The 25,973-nt window shown below is 64.1% G+C and carries 18 protein-coding genes; 6 read left to right on the top strand and 12 right to left on the bottom strand.

The genetic code is table 11. From position 1 onward, the window contains the following. Nucleotides 1-4: 4 nt before the first annotated feature. From brxC to AB0K73_RS14000, 6 genes are read left to right on the top strand one after another with little or no spacing between them, the layout of a single operon-like run. A complete protein-coding gene (gene brxC / locus AB0K73_RS14025; protein WP_360513960.1) occupies nt 5-3,484 on the top strand; it encodes a BREX system P-loop protein BrxC in 3,480 nt (1,159 codons plus the stop codon). Further along, the gene (pglX, locus tag AB0K73_RS14020) at nt 3,484-6,975 is read left to right on the top strand and encodes a BREX-1 system adenine-specific DNA-methyltransferase PglX (protein ID WP_360513957.1); all 3,492 of its coding nucleotides are present in this window, start codon (nt 3,484-3,486) and stop codon (nt 6,973-6,975) included. Before brxC ends, pglX begins: the two co-directional genes overlap by 1 nt. After that, on the top strand, nt 6,968-9,466 hold the full coding sequence (gene pglZ / locus AB0K73_RS14015; RefSeq protein WP_360513954.1) for a BREX-1 system phosphatase PglZ type A: 2,499 nt from the start codon (nt 6,968-6,970) through the stop codon (nt 9,464-9,466). The genes pglX and pglZ overlap by 8 nt, the downstream gene beginning before the upstream one ends. A gap of 12 nt (nt 9,467-9,478) precedes the next feature. Beyond that, nucleotides 9,479-11,605: a BREX system Lon protease-like protein BrxL gene (gene brxL, locus AB0K73_RS14010; RefSeq protein WP_360513951.1), complete on the top strand. Its 2,127-nt coding sequence runs from the start codon at nt 9,479-9,481 to the stop codon at nt 11,603-11,605. Next, a complete protein-coding gene (locus AB0K73_RS14005; protein WP_360513948.1) occupies nt 11,602-12,900 on the top strand; it encodes a hypothetical protein in 1,299 nt (432 codons plus the stop codon). Before brxL ends, AB0K73_RS14005 begins: the two co-directional genes overlap by 4 nt. Then, the gene (locus tag AB0K73_RS14000; protein WP_360513945.1) at nt 12,893-14,869 is read left to right on the top strand and encodes an ATP-binding protein; all 1,977 of its coding nucleotides are present in this window, start codon (nt 12,893-12,895) and stop codon (nt 14,867-14,869) included. Before AB0K73_RS14005 ends, AB0K73_RS14000 begins: the two co-directional genes overlap by 8 nt. Nucleotides 14,870-14,961: 92 nt before the next feature. On the opposite strand, the gene AB0K73_RS13995 is transcribed toward AB0K73_RS14000, so the two are convergent. The 12 genes from AB0K73_RS13995 to AB0K73_RS13940 form a co-directional block, all read right to left on the bottom strand. Next, nucleotides 14,962-15,525 carry a hypothetical protein gene (locus AB0K73_RS13995; RefSeq protein ID WP_360513942.1) on the bottom strand — a complete coding sequence of 188 codons (564 nt, stop codon included), beginning with the start codon at nt 15,523-15,525 and terminating at the stop codon, nt 14,962-14,964. A 7-nt stretch (nt 15,526-15,532) separates the two neighbouring features. Further along, nucleotides 15,533-15,985: a single-stranded DNA-binding protein gene (locus AB0K73_RS13990; protein ID WP_360513939.1), complete on the bottom strand. Its 453-nt coding sequence runs from the start codon at nt 15,983-15,985 to the stop codon at nt 15,533-15,535. Nucleotides 15,986-16,052: 67 nt separating this feature from the next. After that, nucleotides 16,053-16,595 (bottom strand): hypothetical protein, encoded by a 543-nt coding sequence (locus AB0K73_RS13985; protein WP_360513936.1) that lies wholly within the window; start codon nt 16,593-16,595, stop codon nt 16,053-16,055. A 35-nt stretch (nt 16,596-16,630) separates the two neighbouring features. After that, complete coding sequence (locus AB0K73_RS13980; RefSeq protein ID WP_360513933.1) at nt 16,631-18,439, bottom strand: TraM recognition domain-containing protein; 1,809 nt, start codon at nt 18,437-18,439, stop codon at nt 16,631-16,633. A 24-nt stretch (nt 18,440-18,463) separates the two neighbouring features. Continuing rightward, the gene (gene dprA / locus AB0K73_RS13975) at nt 18,464-19,423 is read right to left on the bottom strand and encodes a DNA-processing protein DprA (protein ID WP_360513930.1); all 960 of its coding nucleotides are present in this window, start codon (nt 19,421-19,423) and stop codon (nt 18,464-18,466) included. 62 nt (nt 19,424-19,485) lie between these two features. Then, complete coding sequence (locus AB0K73_RS13970; protein ID WP_360513927.1) at nt 19,486-20,973, bottom strand: ATP-binding protein; 1,488 nt, start codon at nt 20,971-20,973, stop codon at nt 19,486-19,488. Further along, nucleotides 20,970-21,407 (bottom strand): hypothetical protein, encoded by a 438-nt coding sequence (locus tag AB0K73_RS13965; RefSeq protein WP_360513924.1) that lies wholly within the window; start codon nt 21,405-21,407, stop codon nt 20,970-20,972. Before AB0K73_RS13965 ends, AB0K73_RS13970 begins: the two co-directional genes overlap by 4 nt. Before the next feature lie 59 nt (nt 21,408-21,466). Further along, nucleotides 21,467-22,927, bottom strand: a complete 1,461-nt coding sequence (locus tag AB0K73_RS13960) for an SCO6880 family protein (RefSeq protein ID WP_360513921.1) — start codon at nt 22,925-22,927, stop codon at nt 21,467-21,469. A 2-nt stretch (nt 22,928-22,929) separates the two neighbouring features. Then, nucleotides 22,930-24,345 (bottom strand): conjugal transfer protein TrbL, encoded by a 1,416-nt coding sequence (locus AB0K73_RS13955; protein ID WP_360513918.1) that lies wholly within the window; start codon nt 24,343-24,345, stop codon nt 22,930-22,932. Nucleotides 24,346-24,378: 33 nt separating this feature from the next. Continuing rightward, entirely contained in the window at nt 24,379-24,705 is a 327-nt protein-coding gene (locus tag AB0K73_RS13950) for a DUF6112 family protein (protein WP_360513915.1), read from the bottom strand. A gap of 89 nt (nt 24,706-24,794) precedes the next feature. Next, a complete protein-coding gene (locus AB0K73_RS13945; protein ID WP_360513912.1) occupies nt 24,795-25,529 on the bottom strand; it encodes an NYN domain-containing protein in 735 nt (244 codons plus the stop codon). 121 nt (nt 25,530-25,650) lie between these two features. Further along, nucleotides 25,651-25,866 carry a hypothetical protein gene (locus AB0K73_RS13940; RefSeq protein ID WP_360513909.1) on the bottom strand — a complete coding sequence of 72 codons (216 nt, stop codon included), beginning with the start codon at nt 25,864-25,866 and terminating at the stop codon, nt 25,651-25,653. Nucleotides 25,867-25,973: the final 107 nt, after the last annotated feature.

Below are 25,973 nucleotides of genomic sequence, written 5' to 3'. Positions count from 1 at the left end.
CTCGATGCTGCTCAACCAGATTTTCGCCAAGGACATCCAGCGTCCGATCGAGGGTGTCATCAAGGCCGATGACGCCGCTCACCTGGGCACCGAGGTCGAAGAGTACGTCCTCACCAACGAAGCCGCCAAGGGTCTGGAGATCCTCCTGGAGGAGTACACCTCCTACACGAACGCCAACGGCGTGTGGATATCCGGCTTCTTCGGCTCCGGTAAGTCGCACATGCTCAAGATGCTCGCCCACCTGCTGGGCGACGTCGAGGGCCAGGACTACCCGCGCCGAAAGGTCTCCGACAGCTTCCGGGACAAGACCCCGGACGCCTTTCTGCCCGGCCTGCTGAACAGGGCAGACCGCATCCCGGCCAAGAGCTTGCTGTTCAACATCGACCAGAAGGCCACACTGATCTCCAAAGATCAGACCGACGCCCTGCTCAAGGTGTTCGTCAAGGTCTTCGACGAGTCCCGGGGATACTACGGAAACCAGGGCCACGTTGCCCGCTTCGAGCGCGACCTCGACAGCCGTGGTCAGTACCAGGCCTTCCAGCAGGCTTTCGAGCGCATTGCCGGCATCTCGTGGACGCTGGGACGCGAGCAGAGCGCACTGGAGGGGCCGAGCATCGACCGGGCTTTCGCCGAGGTCAACGGCGGGACCGCTGATGGCATCGTCCGGCAGTACAGTCGCTCGTACTCGGTCTCGATCGAGGACTTCGCCGACGAGGTCAAGGCCTGGCTCGACAAGCAGGACGACCCGACCTTCCGCCTGAACTTTTTCGTCGACGAGGTCGGCCAGTTCATCGGCAGCGACACCAAGCTGATGCTGAATCTGCAGACCATCGCCGAGTCGCTCAACACGAAGTGCGGTGGCCGGGCGTGGGTGTTCGTGACCTCGCAGGAGGACATGGATAAGGTCATCGGCGACCGCACCCGCCAGCAGGGTAACGACTTCTCCAAGATCCAGGCCCGGTTCAAGACCCGCCTCAAGCTGACCAGCGCCGACGTCGAGGAGGTCATCCGCAAGCGTCTGCTGGACAAGAACGATGCCGGTGGCGGTGCGCTGAGCGTGATCTACGCTGAGCAGCACGCCAACTTCAAGACGCTGTTCGACTTTGTCGACGGGGCCAAGACCTACCGCAACTACACCGACGAGGCCCACTTCGTCGGCACCTACCCGTTCGTCAGTTACCAATTCCCGCTCTTCCAAGCCGCAATCGAGGGAATCTCCGATCACAACGTCTTCGAGGGCCGCAACAGTTCGGTCGGTGAGCGCTCGATGCTTGGCGTCGTCCAACAGGTCGCCAAGGACATCGGTAACGTCGCGGTCGGCCAGCTCGCCACGTTCGACCGCATGTTTGCCGGCATCCGCGCCTCGCTGAAGTCCGCTGCCCAGCGCTCGATCGACGTCGCCGAGCGCAACCTCGACAACGATCTGGCCGTCCGATTGCTCAAGGCGCTGTTCCTGGTCAAGTACGTCGAGAGCTTCCAAGCCACCCCGCGCAACCTGACCGTGCTGGTTTACGACCGATTCGGCCTCGACCTTCCGGCACTATCGGAGCAGGTCAAGGAAGCGCTCACGCTGCTGGAGACCCAGACCTACATCCAGCGAAGCGGCAGCACCTACGAGTACCTGACCAACGAAGAGCAGGTCATCGAGGAGGAGATCAAGAACGTCGACATCGACGCCTCCGAGGTCAGCAGTCGACTGTTCAGGATCCTGTCAGGCGATGTCATCAAGACCAGCAAGATCCGCTACGCCAAGAACAGCCAGGACTTCCCGTTCGGCATAAAGCTCGACGATCAGGCCCACGGTCCGCAGCGCGAGCTGGCGATCCACTTCATCTCGCCGGAATACCCGTACTCGCCCGAAGAGATCCGCATGCACAGCGCGGGCAAGGACGAACTGCGAGTCATCCTCGAGCCGGACGCCCGGGTGCTCGCGGACCTGCGTCTTCTAATCAAGACCGAGAAGTACATCAAGCGTAAGCAGGGCACCTCGATCTCGGCCATCGAGGGCCAGATCCTGCAGACCAAGGGCGCACAGAACATCGACCGCGAGAAGGAGTTGATCGAGCGGGTCAAAGTCTCGGTGAGCAAGTCCTCCATGGTCATTAACGCCGCCGACATCACCTCCAACTCGCAGGACGCGCTGGTGCGGGTAACCGACGGCTTCCAGGATCTGGTAAGCCGCACCTACACACAGCTCAAACTGCTCGACGGCAGGACCTACAGCGAGCAACAGGTCGCCGGTGCCGTGAACCCCGACACCGGGTTGTTCAACGCCGCAGACGCAAGCAAGCTCTTCGCGCCGGCGGAGGAGGTGCTGTCGTTCGTCCTGCGCAAGGAAGTCCTCGGCGAGCAAGTCACGGTCAAGACCATCGTCGACACCTTCACGGCCAAGCCCTACGGCTGGGACTTGGCCTCGATCGAAGTCCTGATCGGCTACCTGATCGGCACCTCCAAGGTCACGCTCACCGTCGACGGCAACGTCCTCAAGCGTTCCGAGGTCGCCACGGCGCTGCGCAACACCCAGAAGCATGCCCACGCGGTGGTGTCTCCGCAGAAAACCTTCGACGAGCGCAAGGTCGCCGCCTTCCGCAAGTTCTGCACCGACTTCTTCGACGAGGGCAACACCCCCAAAGATCCGCTAGAGCTGGCCCGACACGGCGCCGACAAGCTGAAAGCCAAGCGCGACGAGCTCAAGGCCACCGTAACGGGCTCAAAGTACCCGTTCGTGAGCCAGCTCTCGGCCGCGATCGACCTGCTCGACCGGGTGGTCGGTAAGCCCGACGACTGGTACCTGGCCGACTTCAACCTTGGCGACGACCTGCTAGACGCTAAGGAGAGCACGATCGACCCAATCCAGGCCTTCCTCAGCGGTGGCCAGAAGGCCATCTACGACCAAGCAGCAGACCTGCTGAGCACCCACGGCAGCAACCTCGGCTACCTACCCTCGGGCAGCGACGCCGCGGTGCGCACGGCGCTGGATGACTTGAACGCGTTCCGCGGCAACCGGATGGCCCAGCTCAAGCAGGCCGCCGACCAGCTGCGCGCCCAGATCGACGTAGTCGTCGCTACCTACCGCACCGAGGTCGTCGAGGCCATCGAGGGACGCAAGGCCGAGATCGAGCAGAGCGCCTTCTACGCCAAGGCGACCCCGGACGCCCAGGAGAGCGTTCTGCGCCAGGTCAACCAGACGATCTCCCGCCTCCGGGCCCAAAACCAGGTCGCTCTCATCCGTGAGGCCGGCTCGAGCTTCGAGGAGACTGTCTACCCCGGCCTGCTCGACCAACTGGTCCCCTCCCAGCAGGGCGGGGACGACGGCACGGGCGGCACGCCACCGCCGCCGAAGCAGACCGTGTCCGTGAGGACCATCTCGGCTACCGGCGTCTCCGGGGTGCTAGAGACGGAGGAGGACGTCGACCGCTACCTCGCCGTGCTGCGCAGCGCGCTCGTCCTGACACTGCACGACGGAAAGCGAATCTCACTCTGATGGAAACCGCGCCGCTGAAGTCGTTCGCCACCTGGGCACGCATGGCACTCATCCGCGAGGTGACCGCCCGGATAGCTGTTGTACTGGCTCCTGCCTCGGCCGAGCGGGTGGAGCAGCCCACGGCCGTCGAGGCCCTGGAGAAGGCCGTCAGCGCAGCCGGCGGGGGCGACAAGGGCAAGACTGTCGTCGCCGACAAGGTTGCCTATACCTGGTTCAACCGGATCATCGCGCTGCGATTCATGGACGCCAACGGCTACACCGGCGTCGGCGTCGTCTCCCCGCAGGTTGGCGTCGAGGCCGGTCAGCCCGAGATCCTGGCCGGAGCCAAGCGCGGCAATGTCGACACCGCGGTGGTCGGAACCAACACCCGCGAGACCGTGACGGCTCTCCTCAACGGCACCCGACGCAGCGACGACGCACAGAGCGAGGCCTACGCGCTTCTGCTCGCGGACTACTGCCGCCACTGGAACCGCACCATGCCGTTCATGTTCGAGCGGGAAGGCGACTTCACCGAGTTGCTTATCCCGGCCAACCTGCTGGCCGACGACTCGGTGCCAAGCCGTGCGGTCAAAGTGCTCACCAAGGACGTCTGCGAGGACGTCGAGGTCATCGGCTGGCTGTACCAGTTCTATATCTCGGAGCGCAAAGACGAGGTCTTTGCAGGCTTCAAGAAGAACCAGAAGGCTGGCGCTGACGAGATCCCCGCAGCAACGCAGCTGTTCACGCCCCACTGGATCGTGCGCTACCTGGTCGAGAATTCCCTTGGCCGGCTGTGGATACTGAACCGCCCATCATCACACCTCGTCAACCAGATGGAGTACTACATCGCTCCGGTCGACGAGGAGACCGACTTCCTCAAGATCGATCGCCCGGAAGACCTCAAGGTGATCGACCCGGCCTGCGGGTCGGGGCACATGCTGACCTACGCCTTTGACTTGCTGTACGCCATCTACGAGGAGGAAGGGTACGCCCCGGCAGAGATCCCGAGCCTGATCCTGACCAACAACCTCTACGGCATCGAGATCGATCCCCGAGCTGGCGCACTGGGAGCCTTTGCCCTAACCATGAAGGCGCGAGCAAAGCAGCGCACGTTCTTCAACAAGCAGGTGGATCCGAGCGTCTGCGTACTCGACCCGATCAGCTTCACGCCCGACGAGATCGACTTCCTGCTGACACCTGACGGTGACCGGGATGCCGAGTCGGCGTTCTGGAACCAGTTCGAGCACGCCGGCATATTGGGGTCGCTAATCGGGCCCGACCCCGAGCTGACCGCTCGACTGAAGCTGCACATCGCCCAGCTCGACGACAGCGGGGACATTCTCTTGGCTGACGTGCTCGGCCGGGCGGAGAGGATGATTGTCCAGGCCGAGTACCTCTCGCCTCGCTACTCCGCTGTGGTCGCGAACCCGCCATACATGGGTAGCAACACCATGGGCGACGTATTAGTGCAGTTTGCCAAGAACAACTTCCCGATGACGAGATCTGACCTCTACACCATGTTCATGGAGCGGGCGGCTTCCTTGTGTGTCGGTGGCGCGGCTTGGGGCGTTATCTCTCCGCATGGCTGGATGTTTCAGTCGTCATTCTCGGACTGGCGACGCGTGTTCCTTACAGAGAACACCCTCACAAGCCTTGTGCACTTTGGTCGCGGCGTCTTCGGATCTGACTGGGCGTCTGCAGCATTCGTTGTCCTGCGATCCAAGCCTGACCTGAACTGTGCCGCCACTTATCGCAAGCTCTATGAGCGCGCGCTCGAAGTGAGACAGCGGGACGCACTGGAGCAGTTCTTTCTCGATCCCAGATATCAGAGTTTTGTCGCTAAACAGCATTCGTTTCTAGACATTGACGGGAGTCCGTTCGCCTATTGGTTGCGACCGGACGAGCTTGCGATTTACCGCGACTACCTCCCACTATCGACGCTTGGAGTGACACGTCAGGGACTTGCGACGGGCGACAACAACCGCTTCCTTCGCTATTGGTGGGAGGTGTCGGCTTCGCGGACTAATCGACACGCAATCGACAGCGCTGATGCTGCAATGTCGAAGGCCAAGTGGTTTCCTCTGCAGAAGGGAGGAACTCCACGCCGATGGGCTGGCAATGATGAGTACCTCGTCGACTGGTATGACGACGGCAAGGAGATCAGGGTCTTTGGAACGGAGTCAGGCGGTCGGCCCAAGTCGCGGGCTCAGAACACCGCGTACTACTTCCGGGAGGGAGCCACCTGGTCGAGCCTGTCGGGCGAGTTCGCAATGCGGCTCTCTCCCGGCGGATACATCTTCGAGACGAAGGGCTCAATGCTGTTCCCCTCGCGGGAGAGCGACCTCCGCTGGTTGCTTGGCTATCTGAACACGCCGATCGCTCGGGAGCTGATCGACTCCCTATCTCCGACCTTGGACTATCACGAGGGTCCCGTCGGGCGTATCCCTGTTATCCCCCCGAACGATCCGACCTTCGTGACCGCACTCGTCGAGCAAGCTCTTGCCCACGCAACGGCAATCTGGAGTCGGCTGGAGATTTCTCCATCCTTCAGCGGGTCCCACTTTGGGTCGAGCAGAGCCTTGCTCAAGACTCAGGACGCTCTTGTGGCCGACTGTGCAGAGCGGCTCGCGCTGGAGGACACCATCTTGGGGATCGAGCGAGAGATCGAGGAACACTTCCGAGCCTCTGGCGCAATTGGCGAGGACGCGTTCGAACTGGAGGTTCAGCGTCCGACTGGTCTCCTTGACGATCGTCTCCGCGATCGGCCGGCCGCTGCTCGACTCCTGGTCGAAGACTTCATTTCCTACGCTGTTGGCTGCATATTCGGCCGCTACAGCCTGGACGAGCCAGGGCTGATCCTCGCCGATCAGGGCGCCACGCTGCAGGGATACCTCGCCAAGATTCCAAGTCCGACGTTCGCGCCGGACAAGGACAACGTCATCCCAATCGTGAATGGCGATTGGTTCGAGGACGACATTGTCGCGCGCTTCCGTCAGTTCCTTCGCGCCGCTTTCGGTGAGCAGCACTTCGAGGAGAACCTGCGCTTCGTCACCGAGTCGCTCGGTGTCAGCGACATCCGCGATTACTTTGTCAGGTCGTTCTACAAAGAGCACGTGCAGCGGTACAGGAAGCGCCCGATCTACTGGCTGTTCTCCAGCCCCCACGGGTCGTTCAATGCCCTGATCTACATGCACCGCTACACGCCGTCCACGGTGTCGACGGTGCTCAACGAGTACCTGCGTGAGTTCCGAGCCAAACTCTCGTCGAGTCTCCAGCAACAGGAGCGTCTGGCCACCGGTGGCGGCACCCCACGTCAGCAGGCGGTTGCCCAGAAGGCAACAGATCGTCTGCGCAAGGTGCTGGTGGAGCTTGAGGAGTATGAGCACGACGTGCTTTACCCGCTGGCTTCTCGTCAGCTCGCCATCGACCTAGACGACGGCGTGAAGGCGAACTACCCGAAGCTCGGCGCCGCCCTGAAGAGGATTCCGGGGCTTGAGGCCAGTGATGAGTGACTCCACTACCGTGCTCCCGCACCTGCTGCGGTGGTTCGACAGTCGCCGGGTTGTCTTCTGGCACGACCCGGATGGCCATTATGCCGCTGACCTGGATCGCCTCGACCTGCCGGGTGTCGAGACTATCCGGGTCGCTAATGATGAGTTCGCTATCAAGAACCGGCTGCTACACGACGAGCCGAAAGGCAAGTTTCTCGTCTACCGGTCCGCCCCAGCACCAACGGGCATCGGCAACTGGCTGTTTGACCTGGAACTGGCCTACGGGGTCTTCACGGCCGACCGTACCGCTCTCGTCGCGCAGGATCTTGGCCTGACCGCCGCGGGCGTCGAGGAAGTCGTTCAGGCGCACGAGAAGTTCTTCAATGCGACCAAGCGTGTCCAGAGTCTCAAAGCCCTCTTGAACCCTGAGGACGACGCCACGGACCTGCGCGCCAAGATGACCGCAGTACTGCTAGGTATCAAGGACTCGCACAGCCTGCTCGAGATCACTCGTGCTCTCCTGGTGGAGAATGCCAAGGAACAGCACGCCAAGCACGACTCGCTCGTCGACTACCGTCTGGACGGCTTCTACTGGCTCGGAGTTGCCCGAATCTACGGCTACGAGGTGCCGTCGCCGACCATCGATGACCTAGTGCTGTGGATCTTTCAGCGGGCGATCGAGGGCTTCAAGTCCGACCGCCCTGGCGGACTGCAGAACATCCAACTCGATTTCGCCAGCCTGCGCAACGACCGCCGGAGCCAGGATGCCCTCGCCACTCTGGCAAAGCGGGCGGCCCGTGACCTCGACTACAAGTCGCAGATCGAAGATGCGAGCTTCCGTGACCTGGTAGTGATCGACCTCTTCGAGGAGACCGACCAGAAGATCATCAGCGACTTGGCAAGGGCTGTTGTCGATCAGGCCGTCACCCCGCGTGAGGTCGCAGAAGTTGTCCGGGCGCGCCAGAGCAGCGTCTGGATCGACAACTACAAGCAGCTCTACACGGCTATCGCCAACGCCTCTGAGCTGCTCGGCGAGATCGCCTCACTCGATGTCGGGGTGCAGTCGTTTGACGACGGGTTGGAGCGCTACCGCCGCGAGTGGTTCCGAATTGACCAGCACTACCGCCAGTTCATCTTCGCTGCCCGCACAGCGGAGTACCCCAAACCGCTAGAGGCTCTGCGCGAACAGGTGGAGAAGCGCTACACCAATAAGTTCGTTTACGAAGTGGGCAACGCCTGGCAGCAGCAGGTCGACCAAACCGAGAAGTGGCACTCAACCATTCTGCGGTCGCAGACCGCCTTCTACTCCCACTACATCGAGCCGCTGGTGCGTGACGGCGAGAAGAAGGCGGTCGTCATCATCTCGGACGCTCTGCGCTACGAGGTGGCCGACGAACTCGGCTCCCGCATCAGGCAGGAGGACCGCTTCGACGCAAACCTGGATGCCGTCCTCGGGGTGTTGCCGAGCTACACCCAGCTCGGCATGGCGGCGCTGCTGCCACACTCGACTCTCAAGCACTCAGCGGATGCCAAGACTGTGCTGGCTGACGACCAGCCGACCAACAACACGGCGTATCGGGGCAAGATCCTGGAGGCTGTCGGTGGCTCGGCTATCCAGGCCGAGGACTTCAAAGCCCTGAACGCCGAGGAACGACGGGAGCTCTACAAGGTCAATCGGGTCCTGTACGTATACCACAACCGGATCGACGCCACGGGGGACAAGCCCGGGACTGAGCGTCAGGTCTTCGAAGCTGTCGAAGACACGCTGCGCGACATCGTCGACCTGGTGAAAAAGCTGGCCAGTGCCAACGCCACCAACATCTTCATCACCGCTGACCACGGCTTCCTGTTCCAGGATGAAGCGCTCGGCGACACCTTCTTCTTGTCGACCCAGCCGCAGGGCGACGACATCAAGGTGGTCAACCGGCGCTTCGTGCTGGGCATGGGACTCAAGGTCGACAATGCCTTCACCACTTTCGAGGCTTCGCAGCTTGGTCTGCAGAGCTACCTCGAAGTCCAGATCCCCAAGTCAATCCACCGCCTGCGGCTGGCCGGCGGCGGTTCACGCTTCGTCCATGGCGGGGCGACGCTGCAAGAGGTCGTCGTGCCGGTGCTGGCGGTCAACAAGAAGCGCAAGAGCGATACCCGCTTGGTCAACGTCGAGGTCTGGCCGGAGTCCGACAAGATCACAACCGGCCAGGTCGTTGTCCGGTTGTTCCAGACCGAGCCCGTTAGCGACAAGGTTCAGCCCCGCATCCTGAGGGCTGGGTTGTACGTCGGCGAGACCCTGATCTCCAACCACGTCGACTTGGCCTTTGACCAGACCTCGGCCGACCAGCGCGACCGCTACCAGAGCGCTCGGATGCTGCTCAGCCAGGAGTCGAGCGACTACAACAACCGAGCCGTCGAGTTCCGTCTGGAGGAGCGCATCCCCAACACCAATCAGTGGAGAGTCTTCGCTAAGGCGGCCTACACGTTGAAGCGCTCGTTCGCGTCGGACTTTGAATTCTAGGAAGGGTCAGCCATGAAATTCGATAGCGCCGTTGAGCCCCGCGAGGGACTTGTGGACACAGCTGTGGACGCGCCTTCGACCCAGTCCGAGCTCGACCGGAAGATCAACCGATTCTTTCCTGGGGTCGTCGTGCGCAAGGACCTTGTGAAGGCGGTCAGAGGCAACGCGATCGTGCCGTCATACGTGCTCGAGTACCTGCTCGGCCAATACGCGGCATCCGATGATGAGGCCACCATTCAGGCGGGCATCGACACAGTGCGGAAGATCCTCGCCGAACACTACGTGCACCGGAACCAGTCGGAGCTTGTGAAGTCCACGATTCGCGAGCGCGGTCGGCACCGCATCATCGACAAGGTGACCGCGACGCTCAACGAGAAGGATGACGTCTACCAGGCCGAATTCGCCAACCTCGGAATCAAGGGCGTGCTCGTCGAGCCCGCGACGATCAAGGCCCATCCCAAACTGCTCGTCGGTGGCGTGTGGTGCATCTGCGACATCGAGTACTTCCACAGCGATGACGCCCGTGTCGTGCCTTGGATTCTCGGGTCGATCAAGCCGATCCAGCTCTCCAACTTCGACTTCGATGGCTACCTCGCCGCGCGGCGCGAATTCACGACCGACCAGTGGATCGACCTGCTCGTCCAATCGATCGGGTTCAACCCGGATCTGTTCGGCCGACGCGCGAAGCTCATCCAGCTCGTGCGCCTCATCCCGTTCGTCGAGCGCAACTACAACCTGGTCGAGCTTGGGCCGAAGGGCACTGGCAAGTCGCACATTTTCTCGGAGTTCTCGCCCCACGGAATGCTCATATCCGGCGGCGAGGTCACGGTGCCGAAGCTGTTCGTAAACAACGCCAACGGTCGCCTGGGCCTTGTCGGCTACTGGGATGTCGTAGCCTTCGACGAGTTTGCGGGTAAGAAGAAGCGAGCGGACAAGGCGCTCGTCGACATAATGAAGAACTACATGGCGAACAAATCGTTCTCCCGTGGAGTCGAGACGCTCGGCGCGGAGGCGTCGATGGTATTCGTCGGCAACACCTCGCACACCGTGCCGTACATGCTCAAACACTCGGACCTTTTCGACGAGCTGCCCGAGAGCTACCACGACTCCGCCTACCTCGACCGGCTGCACCACTACATCCCGGGGTGGGAGGTCGACACGATCCGCGGTGAGATGTTCTCCGACGGGTACGGCTTCGTCGTCGACTACATTGCCGAAGTGCTCAAGTCGATGCGGAACGCGGACTATTCCGACCGCTACCAGAAGCATTTCACGCTTGGGTCGGACATCTCGACCCGCGACCGCGACGGCATTCACAAGACGTTCTCGGGGCTGATGAAGATCCTCTACCCGCATGGGGAGGTGACGTCGGAGGAGATCGAGGAGGTCCTGCGGTTTGCGATCGAGGGGCGGAAGCGCGTGAAGGACCAGATCCTGCGCATTGACGCGACGATGGCGGACGTCAAGTTCGGATACTCAGACAGGACCGGCACTTGGTTTCAGGTGGCGACGCTCGAGGAGGAGGAGTACCCGACCTACTACCACCAGCGCGCAGCGCACGGCCGCGATACTCTCCTGGATGCAGTCTTGGCGGAGGATCCGGTATTGGTGGCACCTAAACACGCCGAGCTGACTCAGCCGGCATTGTTCGAGGGGCATCGCGAGTTCCAGGAGAATCAGCGCGGTATCTCGTATGAGAGGCTGCTTCTTCCCTATCTGAGCGAGGCGACCGAGATGACAATCGTCGACCCGTACATTCGACTGCCACACCAGGGACGCAACCTAGTCGACCTGCTCGCCCTTCTCGCCTCGGTGAAGGACCCAGCAGACGAGATTGGCGTGACGCTTGTCACCAAGGCCGATACCGGTGAGTTCCAGCGGCAGCACCTGCTCATGCTCACGGAGATCAAGGACGCTGCAGCGGCTGCCGGCATCAACTTCAGCGTCGTCTGGGACGAGTCGATCCATGATCGCTCCATCCGGGCCAACAACGGCTGGAAGATTCTGCTCGGCCGTGGGCTGGATATCTTTCAGAAGGGCTCTGGCAGCCAGTTCGACCTCGCTGCACGGCGCCAAGAGTTCCGACAGGTCGTCGCTTTCGGTGTGACCTACATCCGCGAAGGAGACGAGCAGCAGTGACTCAGGTGCGAATCGATGGCGTCGACCACCAGCCCGTTGTGGGCATACACGGGCAGCGTATGACACCTGAACGCCTACGCACGATCGTCGAGGCCGCACACCTGAACTTCCTAATCGGCGCAGGCACGTCGAGTGCGTTCTTCGCACGGCTCGGGAACATCGAGTTGGCGCTCACGGACCTTTCTGACGCTGATGCAACAGACGCTGCGAAGCATCTCGTCCGCGCGTCGATACAGGCTTACTTCTTCGAGAACGTGCTCGTCCCCAATCGGCAGATCATCGAGCGTGACGCGACGGCGGAGCCGGTCCTGAGGTCGTATGCGACCTTCTTGCGTACTCTGAACCGTATCCTTCTCAAGCGACACAGTTCGTTGCTCGCGAAACAGGCGAACATCTTCACGACGAACGTCGACATGGTGTTCGAGGTCGCCCTCGAGGGGTTGGGAATCGACTTCAGCGACGGCTTCAGCGGCAAGATTAGGCCGCGCTTCGACCTCGGCGACTTCAACACGCTTCGGTATCGGATAGGCAGTCGCTACGAGCATCGGTCTGAGGTGCCCGTCTTCAACCTCGTCAAGCTTCACGGGTCCGCCGCATGGAAGCAGGAGACAAAGCCGAACGGGAGTACTGATATCTACTTTGACCACGGGCTGACTCTCGTGGAAGAAGTCGAGGGGCTGCTCGGGGAAGCGCGCCAGCATCTGCTCAGCGTGCTCGTGACGCCGCAGCCAGAGGATGAAGGGCCGACCATTCGTTCGGTCTCGGAGCTTCTGAGCGAAGCGCAGGAGGCTCCGTTGGGGCCCGATTCAGCAGCCGCGGTGGGCGCATTTGCAGATGCTTATGACCAGCTCGGGATCGTTAATCCAGACAAGCGCAAGTTCGCGTCGACTGTCCTCAACGAGACGTATTACGAGCTGATCCGCCGGTTCGCCAACGAGTTGGAGAAGGAGAATAGCGTTCTCTTTGTCCACGGTTTCTCCTTCCGAGACGAGCACCTACGTGACTTAGTGCTTCGTGCGGCGCGGACCAACCCGACACTCCAGATCATTGTGTTCTGCTACTCGCGTAGCGACCGTTCCGCCTACGAAGAACTCATCCCCGATTCGGACGTGAAGAACGGCAACATCCAACTGGTGACCCCGGACGAACCGCGTGACGGCACCGAAGAACGGCGCGCCACGCTGGACGTGCTTGACTCTCACTACTTCGCGCCGATCGTCCGCGACAAGATCCCGGAGCCCGACCAGAGGATCGAACTCGACATCCGCACGCAAGCGGCTGAACCCGATGCTTGAGGACGCTCTCCTCGACCAGGACGCGGTGTTTCGCGTCGGACGCGTCGTCTCGGTCGACGGCCGGCGAGTACGCATCGCCGTCGACAAGCTGAAGAACAACTCGCACCTTCTGTACCGCGGCGGACTCGTTCGCAACGTCGCGGTAGCGAGCTACTTGAAGATCGCTAAGGGCTTTGTCGAACTCATCGCCAAGGTTGATGGCGAGGTCGTCAATGAGGATCGTGCCGCATCGGCAACCTACCGGCGCGGGGTCGATCCCATGTCACGGCAGCTCGACGTCAGCCTCGTCGGATACATCGAGAGCGGCCGTTTCGAGCGTGGCGTTCGCGAAATGCCGCTCCTCGACAACGAGTGCTTCATCCTCACCGAGGAGGAGTTCGGTCTCATCCACACATTCGTCGCCACCGATGACGAGCCGCTGCCGATCGGGAGCCTCGCGATGGAACCGACGCAGCCTGTGGCCGTCGGCGTCAACGCGATCTTCGCAAGTCACATTGGAATCTTCGGCAACACAGGCAGTGGTAAGTCCTACACGCTCGCGAAGCTCTACCATGAGCTGTTCAAGCGATACGGATCGATCGAGAGCTTTCGTCAGCGATCGCAGTTCGTGTTGATCGACTTCAACGGCGAGTACGTCAACCGCTCCGGCGCGGAAAGCGACTACGCCACGGCGGTCATCGCAGGCGACGACGTGAAGCAGGTGTACGACCTCTCGACTCACGATGACGCAGGTGACCGGCTGCCCCTGCCGACGAGTGCAATACACGACCAAACGCTATGGTCAGTGCTCCTCGACGCTACCGAGAAGACACAGGCGCCATTCATTGCAAGGGCTTTGGGAGGCTACTGGGATACGAAGGTCACTGACGGGCCTACCCTACTTGCGATCGTTGGCGGCCTGATTGCTGACTACACCAAGAGCACGGACCCTTCTCTCGACCGCCTGCTGCCCACGCGCTTTCTCGAGGAGATTCAACTCTGCCTCGGCACGAGTGCATCCAGCGAGTTTGCGGACCTTGTCGAGGAGTTCCGCGACACCTTGGGCCTCCACACGGGTAACCACAGTTTCTACTGGGGTCCATACTCCAGAGTTCAGCGGTGGTCCAGCGCAGACGACTGGGGCGATTTCATCAGCAGGAAGGTGACCGAAATCGCGCAGAGCTTCGAAGGAATTGGCGATGTTGACCTCGTCCGATTCAAGCTCGTGCTGCAGTATTACCGTGAGGTGATCCGGGGCTACGCAAACCGGGAGCACCTCGGACCGCTGATGAAGCGACTCGATGAACGTGTCCCGAGCATCAAGCGCCTGGTGCGTGTCTCGGATGAAGCATTCACCGAGCGTCCGCTAACCGTGGTTTCGCTTCGCAACGTCAATCTTGCGATGCGCAAGGTGATCCCGATGATCGTCTGCAAGCATCTCTACGACTCGAAGAAGAGGATCGATCCCAGTGGTCAGCGCTACCTGAACCTTATAATCGACGAGGCGCACAACATCCTCTCGACCGAGTCCGCGCGCGAGAGTGAAGCTTGGCGCGACTACCGGCTGGAGACCTTCGAGGAGATCATCAAGGAGGGTCGCAAGTTCGGAGTCTTCCTGACGATCGCTAGCCAGCGCCCACACGACATCTCTGAGACGATCATCTCGCAGCTGCACAACTACTTCCTGCACCGGCTCGTCAACAACCTCGACGTTCACGCGATCGAGAAGGCCGTGGCATACCTCGACCGTGTCTCGTTCGAGTCGCTGCCGATTCTCCCAACCGGCACCTGCGTCTTGTCGGGCGTCTCTGCCCAGATTCCAGTGGTAGTCAGGATTGACGAGCTTCCTCCCCAGTCGGCGCCGAATAGCCGGACGATGTCGGTGACGACCGAATGGCTAATGCCTCTTTCACAGGAAGTCGATGAAGAATCACCACCGGACCAAGCCGACTTAAGCGATGCAGACTGGCCGGCGTCCCCGCCGTTCTGACCGCGGTCAGAGGCCGCTCGGCACCGTGCGCCGGGGATATATTTCCGATGTCTGCTATCTCTCGTGAGGTTGGAGCGACCACTCCGCCTGAGCTATGCCCGTCGCGCGACGTTGCAGCCGAAGGCGGCTTCCGCGTCGCGACGAAGACCGACATCCTCGCTGACGAACCGCACAAAGTCCTCCTCACGATCAGCGATCGAGACGTCCTCGACCGCATCCGCCGACGGCTCACCAGGCCAAACCGTCTGGCGAGTCGGGCGATCTCGGTCCAGTCGAGTGCCAGATACTGCGACCCAGTCGTGGAGGCGCTGGCGGGCGTCGGCGAAGTCGCGGTGCCAGCCGAAGGGTGCCGAGCCGTGCTGGTCGGGGTCGTAGGCGCTTAGCCAGTGCAGGTGGAGGGCGGAGAGTTCCCAGACGAGTTCGGGGTGGCGGTGCCAGAACGGGGGAACGACGGACGCCGGCAGGCCGTACGTGCGGCGAAGCCAGTTGACCCAACGGTTGAGTTCCATCCACTCGATCTCTGCTTCCTCGGCGGTGAGCAGGTTCCAGTTAATCGGGTGCGGGGGCTCCGGGGTCAGAGGCCGGTCGAGGTCGTCGAACGCGTCGGCCCCGAGCGCGTCGTTGTCCGTCTGCCAGCGGCTCGAGGCATCCGTCATTGTCGTCTCACAACCCGAGGGCGGAAGGCTCGCCGCGGACCAGCGCCGGCCTTCGTGATGCCAGCGCGTCGGGCACCGCCTGCTCGACAGTCGGTGCGGGTCGCCGTGAGCGGTCGACGTCGTAGTTGGTGCGGGCGAGGTCGTGGCCGATCTTCTTCGCGACGAACTCCTCGCGCTCGATGATTGCGCCGTCGCGCTCAACCTGGAAGGTACGGACGTAGCCCTCGGCGACGAAACTGTCGCCCTTCGCGAAGCGGGCTAACGCCCGATCGGCGGTGGCGCGGTACGTCACGAGGTCGTGGAAGCTCGGCTCGAGTTCGCTGAAGCTTCCGTCGTCTTCGCGACGGAAGTGCGGCTGGCCGACGCGGACGTAAAAGCGGGTGTCGCCGTTCTCGGTGACCGACTGCTGCGGCTCCGAGGCGATGAAGCCGGAGAGCGACTGCTGTGTGTGAAGAGCCATGGGACTAGACCTCCTGTGCGTTCTGAGGAACCGATTGTCCGCTCGATGAACAGGTGTGCAGACCGATTCACGGCCGCGGGGTCGAGTAGGGGTCATACGGTGAGCGGGGATGCTGGGTGGCGCGCACGTGGGCGAGGTGCACGTTCTCCGCGGCGGCGCGGAGTCGGTCGAAGCGTCCGATCGGGTTGCCGCGGTATTGCGCGATGTAGTAGACGTCGGCGCCTTGCCGTGTGATGCGGATGCCGCCGTAGGCGTGGCCATCCGAATCGCGCAGGGTCCAGGTACCTGGGCGGTTCTCGTCGGCGTTGAGGAGCGGGTGCCACTGGGGGGATCCGGGCGGTTTGGCGTTCATCGTGGTGTCCTTACTGGGGGATGTCGCTTCCTGATAGAGGCTCCACACCATCTCGGCGCAGAGGCGTAGCTCGTCCACTGGGAAGTAGCCGATGAAGTCGCGCGCAGCTTCGTCTGTCGCCCAGGAATCGGCGCGTAGCAGCGGTCGCGGTGGATAGCCGGCGTTGATTGTGCGGATGACGGCAATGCGCCGGCTTCCGTCGAATAGCAGCCAGGTGCCCGGGCCGGTGGCCCGAAGCTTCGGCTGCCAATATCGCACTCTTCGAACATACATTCGAATATTGCCGGGTGCGATCACTCTTCCGGGGGACGCTGCGGCTTCATTGCATCTATGCGCGGCGGCTCCCGCAGCAACCGCTCGATCTGCATGCGGTGCGCGCGCAGCTTCGAGGCATCCGCCCGGCTCGTCCACATTCGCAGCTGGGCGATAACAGGGGGAGCGGCGCGCAGGAGGATGAGTCCCGTGCCGAACGGCAGGGTTCGGATAGTGTCGGGTGGCATTGTCGGGACCCGGCGGATGGAACGTTGGGACGAGCGGGACCCGCGATCGCCGACGGTGGTCGCGTCCGTGGCTTCGTCGCGCTCGCCGATGAGCGTCGACAGGTCCTGGAGGTCGCGAGAATTGGATGCTCCGCCGAGGACGATCTTGATGATGGAGGAGTCCCAGATCGCATTGGCCGCGTTGTCGCTCCACTTCGTGCGAGCCTGCGCGAGGGACTGCAGGACCGGCATCGTCGTGATCCCCGTGCCGCCGCCCTCAGCCATCAGGCTGGGCAGCGATGGCAGGGGTGCGAGGTTGCCGATCTCGTCGAGGGCGAGCAGAAGGGGCGGGTCGAGGCGGGCGCCGGCGTTGCGGGCGGCCATGCGTCGAGCGGTCTCGACGAGGTCTTCGACGAACGCCGAGACGAGGGCTGCGGAGTTGTTCGCGCCGGCGCCGGTGGCGAGGAGGTACAGGGTGCCATTGCTTTGCAGGAACCGCTCGGGGTCGAACGCCTCGCCGTCGGTCGGTGAGACGGCGTCGAGCACTCGCGGGTCGGCGAGGGCGCCGAGGGAGAGGGAGACGCCCTGCCAGATCGAGTCGCGCGTGCGGGGGTCGGCCTCGAGCATGGCCTGGAGTGAGTCGCCCCATCCGGTCGCGGCGTTCGGGTTGCTGAGCAGGATGGAGACGGCGTCGTGGGAAGCGGACGGGTCGAGGGTCCAGCGGAAGAGCTCGGCGGGTGGGCGACGGTCGAGGGCGGCGGCGTGAAGGAGTGATTGGAGCGCGGTGCGGGTCTTCGCCTCCCAGAACCCGCCGCCGTCGACGCCGCCGGCGGACAGCCCGGTTCCGGCGGCAAGGCCGGTGGCACGGATCATCGCGGTGAGTGGGTCTTCGCAGCCGCGGATGGGCGACCAGCGCAGGCCGGCAGGGACGCCGGCGGCGAGGTGCTGTGGGTCGAACACCGCGACCGGTCCCGTCCGTTGCCGGGCTCGAAGTGTGACGGTGACGTTGTCCGGCCGGGTGGACGTGGTCACGACGGGGCCGGGCGCGTCGAGAATCGCGTTGATCACGATGTGTGCGCCCTTGCCGGAGCGGGGTGGGCCGATGACGAGCATCGAGTCCTCTACGCTTGCCCAGACCGTAGTGCCGCGAGCGCGACCAATGACGTAGCCGACGTCAGCGGGGCCGGCGTTCGTGAGCGAGGGACGCAAGTGGATGGCCCGCTTCATGAGCGCGGCGCGGGATGCGGCGCGCGCCACCTCGGCTCGCGTTGCGATGCCGGCGATGCGGTGAGGATCGAGCTTTCGCGAGCGAGCTGGACCGCGCAGCATCCGCCACAACCAGATCGCTGCGGCAAGGGCGATCGCGATCAGCACGGCGGCACTGAGCCAGAACGCGACAGGGTGCAGCCCGGGTGCGCTGAGCGCGGCGGATGGGTCGCCTGGGTTCAGGAGTACGGCAAGCCCGGCCTCAGGCCCACCAGCCGGTTGCGGGAGTCCCGTCGCCCACGCTGCCATCGTGCCGGCCAACCGGAGGAGCAGAGCGAAGCCAGCCGCGCCGATCAGGAGAGCGATTCCGAGGTTGGCGAATTCGTCGCCGAGCGTGCCTGTTCGCGTCGTGTTCATCGATGCACCCTTCGCGCGGGGCACCTACAGCACGAGCCCTGGTCCGGCACGGTCGAAGCGTCGGGCGGGGGAGTAGGCGAAGGTCCGGTCACCCGAGAACCCACTCGTGGAGTCGAGCAGGTCGGTGACATCCTGAGCATCGGTAACGAGACTCGCGACGCCTTCCTGGATCAGCCGGTGGCATCCGGCGCTCGCGGCGCTCGTCACCGGACCGGGCACGGCGCCAACCGGTCGGCCGAGCGAGTGCGCTTGGCCCGCGATGTTCAGTGAAGACGACCGGTGCCCGGCTTCGACCACGACGGTTGCACCTGACAGGATGGCGAGGAGCCGGTTGCGCTGCTGGAAGCGCCACCGAGTGGGCGCAGCGCCGGGTGGAAGTTCGCTCACGATGAGGCCGCCCGCGTCGGCGATGCGTTCGAAGAGCTGCTCGTGGCCGGCGGGGTAAGCGCGGTCGAGCCCGCTGGCGATCACTGCGATCGTCGACCCGGGCGATGTGGCGGTTGCGGCACGGTGCGCTGCTCCGTCGATCCCATACGTCCCGCCCGAGATCACCACCCGGCCCTGTGCAGCGAGCCCCGAGACGAGTTCGGTGGCGACGTGCTCGCCGTAGCTGGTCGAGGCGCGCGCGCCGACGACGGTGACCCTGCTCGGGAGTGGCGTTGCGAGCAAGCTCGGGTCGCCCTTGAGCCAGAGCGCGAGAGGTGCGCTCGCGCCGAGCTGCTGGAACTCGCCGGGCCAGTCCAGGTCGTCGGGGGTCAGCACGTGCAGGTCGTGGCGTTCCATGTCGGCGTGGATTCGTTCGACCTGGTCCGGGTTCATGCGCGGGGCAAGGCGACGCCGCCACAGTTCGCCTTCGGCCGGGTCGACGCCGTTCGGCAGCCGTTCCCCGGTCGTGACGAGGTCGACGGTTGCGGCTGCGCCGAGCCGGCCGACGAGGGTCCCGGTGATGATGTCGTTCGGCTCGGACAGGGCCGCGAGTGTCATCCTCGCTTCTCGTTCAAGGTCCAGGGTCTCTGTCATGTGGAGTGCCTCCTCGTTCAGATCGACTACTGACCTGCGGTCATGCGGGCGGTTGTGTCGAATGCCGCGAGCTCGTCGGGATGGAGTTGGTGCTGAACGACGAAGCTGCGGTGCTTGACCCGCCAGAGGCCTTGCCCCACGCCCAGAGCCGGGAGGAGCTTCTGCTCGGTGCCGCTGAGTCCAAGGGCGATCGCGGTGGAGCCGAGTTGGTCGGGCTCCTGGCGGTAGACGATCCTGGTCTCCGCGTTCGCGAGCAGCGATGACGCAAGGGCGCGCATCGCGGATCCGAAGTCGCCGACGTTGTCGAGGTCGCTGAGCTTGTGGAAGACGAGCATGTTCGCGATACCGAAGTGCCGCGCGAGCCGCCATTGCGCGTCCATGCGGCGCAGTAGTGCGGGGTATGCCATCAATCGCCAGGCCTCGTCGTAGATGACCCAACGTTGGCCGCCTGCCGGGTCGGCGAGAGCGGACTCCATCCACGCCGACGAGCAGGTCATCAGCACGGAGATGAGGGTCGAGTTCTCGGCGACGCGGGAGAGGTCGAGCGAGACCATCGGCAGCGACGGGTCGAATCGGACGGTGGATGGCCCGTCGAACAGTCCCGCGAGGTCGCCGGCGACGAGGCGTCGCAGTGCGTGGCCGACGAGGCGTCCGTCTTCCGCGAGCCGACCGTCGTGGTTGTCGTCGCCGCTGGGCTCGAGGATGCGGTCCACGACCATCGGCAGGATCGGCACCTCCGCGCATCGGACCGTGTCCGCGAGAGCGAGGTCGATGGCGGTGTGCTCGAGCGGACTTAGCGCGCGATCGAGAACGGTCTCGGCGAGCGCGCCGATGAGCTCACGACGACGTGATGCGAGCTGGGCGGCCCACTCGGCGTCCGACGCCGACGCCGCCCGGTGTCCTTCGTCGAGGGGGTTGAGCCGGTTGCGGAGGCCGTAGCCGAGGATGATCGCCTTGCCGCCGACGGCCTCGGCGACGGCCGTATGCTCGCCTTTGGGGTCGCCGGGAACGTAGACCCGCCGCCCGAATGGCAGCGACCGGGTGTAGAGCGATTTCGCGAGCGACGACTTCCCCGAGCCGACGATGCCGGCCAGCACGATGTTCGGCGCGGTGATCATGCCGCGCTGGTACAGGACCCACGGGTCGTAGACGAACGATCCGCCCGAGTAGAGGTCCTGGCCGACGAAGACGCCGGCCGAACCGAGCCCGGCTTCGGCGAGGAACGGGTAATGCCCGGCCAGCGTCGCCGACGTGTCTTGGTGCTTGGGGAGCTTCAGACGGGCGGGCATCCTGAGCTGCGCCGGACCCGTGTCGCCGGCCGCCGGAAGATAGGCGGCCGATCGAGCTTCTGCCCGCTCGGCTTGCCAGCGGGCCCGCGCCTCGAGGGTCTTCGCTCGTCGAGCATCCGCTTCGATCTGCGACGCCGAGCGTTTCCGCGCACGCCGGTCGCGGCGGTGCTCGTCGTGGGGGACCGCGAGCGCCGCGGTGTGCAGCCGTTCGTCGGCCGTGTTCACAGCGCTCTCGCGTGTCGTGTCCGGTGTGCCGACAGTGCGGGGTCGATGTCCCAGTGCTGTGGAATCGTTTCCCGGAAGGGCGCGGATGTCTCGACGGATGCCTCAAGCACCACCGGTTCCGCATCGAGCGAAGCCTCGTAGCGGCGCAGGAGCGAGACATAGCCGTATTGCTCGCTGTAGGTGAGCGCGTAGAGCGAATCGGGATCCTCGATCGTGCGATCGGCCGATCCGACGGGAATCCGGTCGTAGACGTAGCCGTTCACGAGCGCGGCATCCGTCGTCTCGTCGCCGAAGTCCCACTGCTCCAGGTACTCGATCGCGGCATCTTCGCCGTCGCGGTCGATCATGGCCATCAGCTCGCTGGCATCCTCATCCTGGAGGAAGACGACGCTGATCCATCGGGAGGTGGATGCGTCCATTCGTTCGTCGATCATGATGGCTCCAATCGGATGCTTCGCATGACGGGTGCTACGGAGACAAGGTGTGCCCGGCCTCACACGCTGCGGCAGAGCGGCAGGGCCGCGGCGGTGAACGCCTGCGCCTGCTGGCCGACGAGGCGGCGAATCTCGCACGAGGCCTGGATCGCGGCCTGCTCGATCGTCGATACCGCGGCGTCAAGGTCGTCGACGGTCGGTGCTGTGACGCAGACAAGGCCGGTCGTGCGCAGCACACCGTGACCGGCGGTGAGATCGGCCTCCTGCTGTAGCACGTCCTCGTACTCGGCGCTCGAGCCGGCGTCCTCGATCTGGCCGATCCGTCGGCGCTGGTGGGCGTCGCTGATGAGTTCGGTCTTCTTCTTGCGGAGGTCCCTCGCTGCCTGATCCGCTCGGACGGGCAGGTAGTGCAGCGACACCGTTCGGAGCACCCCGTTCGTGAACACGAGCGGCGAAAGGAACCCGGGGTAGACCTGCGATCGCGGCCACTCACTGATCCAGAGCACGGCATGGAATGCGCTGTCAGATCGGAGCCGATCCCAGCTTTCGGCCACAGCAACCGGGCCCGCCGCGTCCAACGAGCGCCCCACGTCTGGATGCCGGTCGAGTTCGACGCCGACCGCCGGGTCGTAGGCGGTGCGCAGAATGCTTGCGAGTTCGTCCGCGGTGAGCCATCCGCCAACAATCAGGTCGGCTGCGCGGAGCGCGCCCGTCAGCGCCGCCATCTCCTGTCGAAGCACGGTCGCTGCACCGCGCATACCGCCGCCCGACGTGCGGACCTGCCGCGAGGCGGCCTTCAGATCGAGGGCGAGGCTGATCGTGGTCGCGTGCCGTTCGCCGGCCGGCCCGGCCCGCTCGATGAGGTCACGATAGGTGGATGACGCCCAGCTATCGTCTTCGATCCCATGCCGCTCCCACCACTCGGCGAGACCGGTGCCTGAGTCCGGGAGGGTGCGCTCGGTGACTTGGAGTCGCGCGATGCGCCCGGATCGGCAGGCGCCGGCGAGCACCCGGCCCCAGCCGGCGACGCGACGATGCTGCTCGCCGGGATCGAGGAGCGCGAACGCCGGATGCGACACCGTGACGATCGCTGTGAGGGTCTGCGCGTGCGGGTCGTGGACCATGACCGCACCCGACTCAGGGTCGCGCCATTCCCGAAGCGGCGCCGCGTCGCCCGGCAGTGCGAGCGTGCCGGCCGGCCGCGGCTTCACGATGCGGCGCCGATAGGTGAGCTGCCCATGCGCCGCTCGCCAGAACCATCGACTAACGATCGGCACCCACTCGACAAGCTTCCGCCCACCGATCGGGATCGCCGCGAGTGCGGCTGCCGTTGCCCAGATCGGGCTCGTCCAGGCGATACTCGATGCGCCGGCGGTGTACAGCGAGACGACGATAGTGAGGACCGCGATCGAGAGCGCGACCAGCTGGGGGAGCGACAGTCCGAGCAGGATGCCTCGTCGCGTGAGCCGCGAGAACTGGACCGACGCGAGTTGGAAGCTGGCGTTCGTATCGGAGTCCACGGCTACACGTCCTTTCGTGCGCGGCCGGCCGCCGGGGAAGCAGCATCCGGCCACGGTTCCGGGGCCTTCGCCTTGGTGGGACCCAACACAGGGGGCGGCGCGCTCGGCGCGGCCGAAGCCGCCGAATCGCCGGCCGATGCCAGATGCGCATCCGCGACGCCGCCGACTGCGCGCCCGGCTGCCGGCCCAGCTTTTGCCGCCGACAATGCGACGGCTGCGCCGACGGCGACACCCGCACCGACTCCACCGGCGACTGCTCCCGCCCCGGCAGTGCCGGCCCCTGCGCCCGCGGCCCCACCTTGGGAAGCCGGCCCGCCAGCGGCGCCACCCGGAGCGGCGGCGCCGGCTGGTCCCACGCCGCCACTCGCGGGCCCGGATGCTCCGGCGGTGCTTGCACCGGTCGACGTGGGGCCGCCGCGGCCCGACCGCGCGGCACCGCCGCCCTCGCTGGGACCGAGGATCTTCTTCGCACTATCGGACATAGGCCCGTTCGGCACAGGCACCGGGCGGTTCATCGCGGACTTCGCCTCCTGCTCACTCGACATCGCGTGATACACATCGAGGCCGACGAAGTTGAGGAACTTGTACGTGATGTAGGGCGCGAACGCGGCGATGAACATGAGTACGATCCCGGCGATCGGATCGCTGATAGATGCCAGATCCGCATCGATCGGCGCCGATACCTGTGCGACCGCGACCAGGAAGATCACGACCAGCACGAGCTTCGACAGGATCAGCGCGATCACGAAGGCCACCCACTTCGAGAACCACCCCTTCGCGGCATCCCAGGTCGCCCCTGCAAGCGCAACTGGACCGAAGACGACCGCGACGAGCAGCAGCGCCTTGCGGATCAGAAGTGAGAACCAGACGATCGCGGCTCCGCTGATCGCGAGCGCGGACAGAAAGATCGTCACGATCGCACCGACTCCTGGGGCACCGATGTTGACCGCCGCAAGACCAGATGCGAGCAGGGCGATGCGATCGCCCATCCCCTCCATCGTGTTCCCACTGGCCTGCACGACACCGATGGCCAACTGATCCGTGATCTCGAGCAGGAGACCAGTGATCGTCACGATGACGAATGAACCGAGCACCGCCTTAGCCAGGCCAAGCGCTGCACGAGAGAGAGCGCCGGGGTCGCGGCGAACGAGGCCCGTGATCAGCTGCAGGCAGAAGAAGATCAGGGCGAGCAGCACAGCGACACCGAACAGTACGTTGAAGACAGCGATGTATCCGGGGTCGGTGAGGTCGACCATGGTGGTCGTGTCGAAGGCGTCCCAGACCGCTTCGAATAGCCACGCGGCCGCTGAACCCATTGCGTGCGCGAGCCAGTCGAATGGTGCCGCGACCAGCGACGCCGTGCCCTCGCCGACCGCTCCACAGACCTCGGCGATGACCGGGATGTCGCAGACACTCATCGGCGCTCCCATCCGGATTGTGCGCGCCTCGGATCAGACGGCTTGGCCGACGTTCCAGAAGAAGTTGATGAGCGTGACGGCCCCGCCGCAGATGATTGCAGCGCCGCATGCCACGAGCACGCCGAGCTTGCCGCGCGATGCGAGGTGCGGGTTCGACGAGTTCGCGCCGAACCCCCAGACGATCGCCGAGACGAGCAGCGCGAGGACACTCAGGATCAGCCCGACTGTCATCACGGCGCCGACGATGATGCGCAACTGGTCGATGCCGGGAAGGCCGGTGCCGTTCGGATCGATGTCGATCACTGGGAGCTCCCTCGTCGCTCGGATGGGTTCGAGAGGGAGGTGTGCCTGACACACCATGTCGACGCTCACCCCGGGGTGGAGATGTGGGTGATCGGCACCGCGTGCCTCGATGAGGTGGGTTCAGATGCCCATCCGCTGTCGACTTCTCAGTCGCCGTTCATCTTTCGGTGTTGCACCTGCAATCCGCCAGTGGGGCGGGGCTCGATGAGGAAGAGTTCTGTCGCTCGAACCAGGTCGGAGAGTTTCGCGTACCCCCAGTTTCGTGAGTCGAAATCGGGATGTTGCTTCCGCATCAGCACGCCCACCACCGAGAGATTGGCCCATCCGTCCTCGCCCGAGGCGGTGGTGACACTCGTCCGCAACCCTGAGACGAGCTTGGTGTCGCTGCGCAGCTTCGGGGGCGGAACGCGCTTCGGCGCCGTAGTGCTGGTCTCCGCTGCCGGCTCGTCGAGCACGTCGAGATAGGTGAATCGATCGCACGCATTACGGAAAGCTTCGGGCGTCTTCCTCTCTCCGAACCCATAGACCGTGACGCCTTCTTCCCGAATACGTGATGCGAGACGGGTGAAGTCGCTGTCGGATGACACGATGCAGAACCCGTGGAATCGGCGCGTGTAGAGCAGGTCCATGGCGTCGATGATCAGGGCGCTGTCGGTCGCGTTCTTTCCGACCGTGTTGGCGAACTGCTGCATCGGCTGAATCACGTGCTCGTTGGCTACCGGTTTCCAGCTGCTCAAGTTCGGCTTCGTCCAGTCGCCATAGACCCGCTTCACCGAGGCGGTGCCGAACCGGGCGACCTCGGTGAGGACCGCACCGATCTTCGATGGCGGCACGTTGTCAGCGTCGACAAGGACGGCGAGGAGGTCGTTCGGCTGCGACATACCGACAAGCATGGCAGTCAGCGCCCAGCGATCCTGCCCACCTAGGGATCAGGCATCGGAAGCCGCAAGCGGATCCGCATCGGGCACCTTATCCGCGTCCTGGGTCCGTTGGGCCAACGGGTCAATGGGAGGGTGGGAACCCATACGTTGCGGGGTTGCCGATGACCGTGTCGACAATTTCTGCAGCTTGGCCAATTAGGTCCACTTGGCTCAGCAGATCGATCGCAACCTGCCGTTCGCCGTTCCTGATCGCCGAATCCCACGCACTGAGCAATCCGGACGCGACTAGCCGCTCGTTGACGGTCATCCCCGAATAAATAGGCTCGGTCGCGCGCATGACGCAGAGCCTATCCAGGAAGGACCGGAGTCGCAGGCGATCCTAGATCGAGGCGATTCGATGCGGGTCCGCTTCGGACGTCCGCCAACGGACCGGCTGGGGGCCGC

Origin of the sequence: Agromyces sp. NPDC052230, assembly GCF_040679595.1 — a bacterium.
Classification (GTDB): Bacteria; Actinomycetota; Actinomycetes; order Actinomycetales; family Microbacteriaceae; genus Agromyces.
This window is presented reverse-complemented; position numbering and strand designations above follow the sequence as displayed.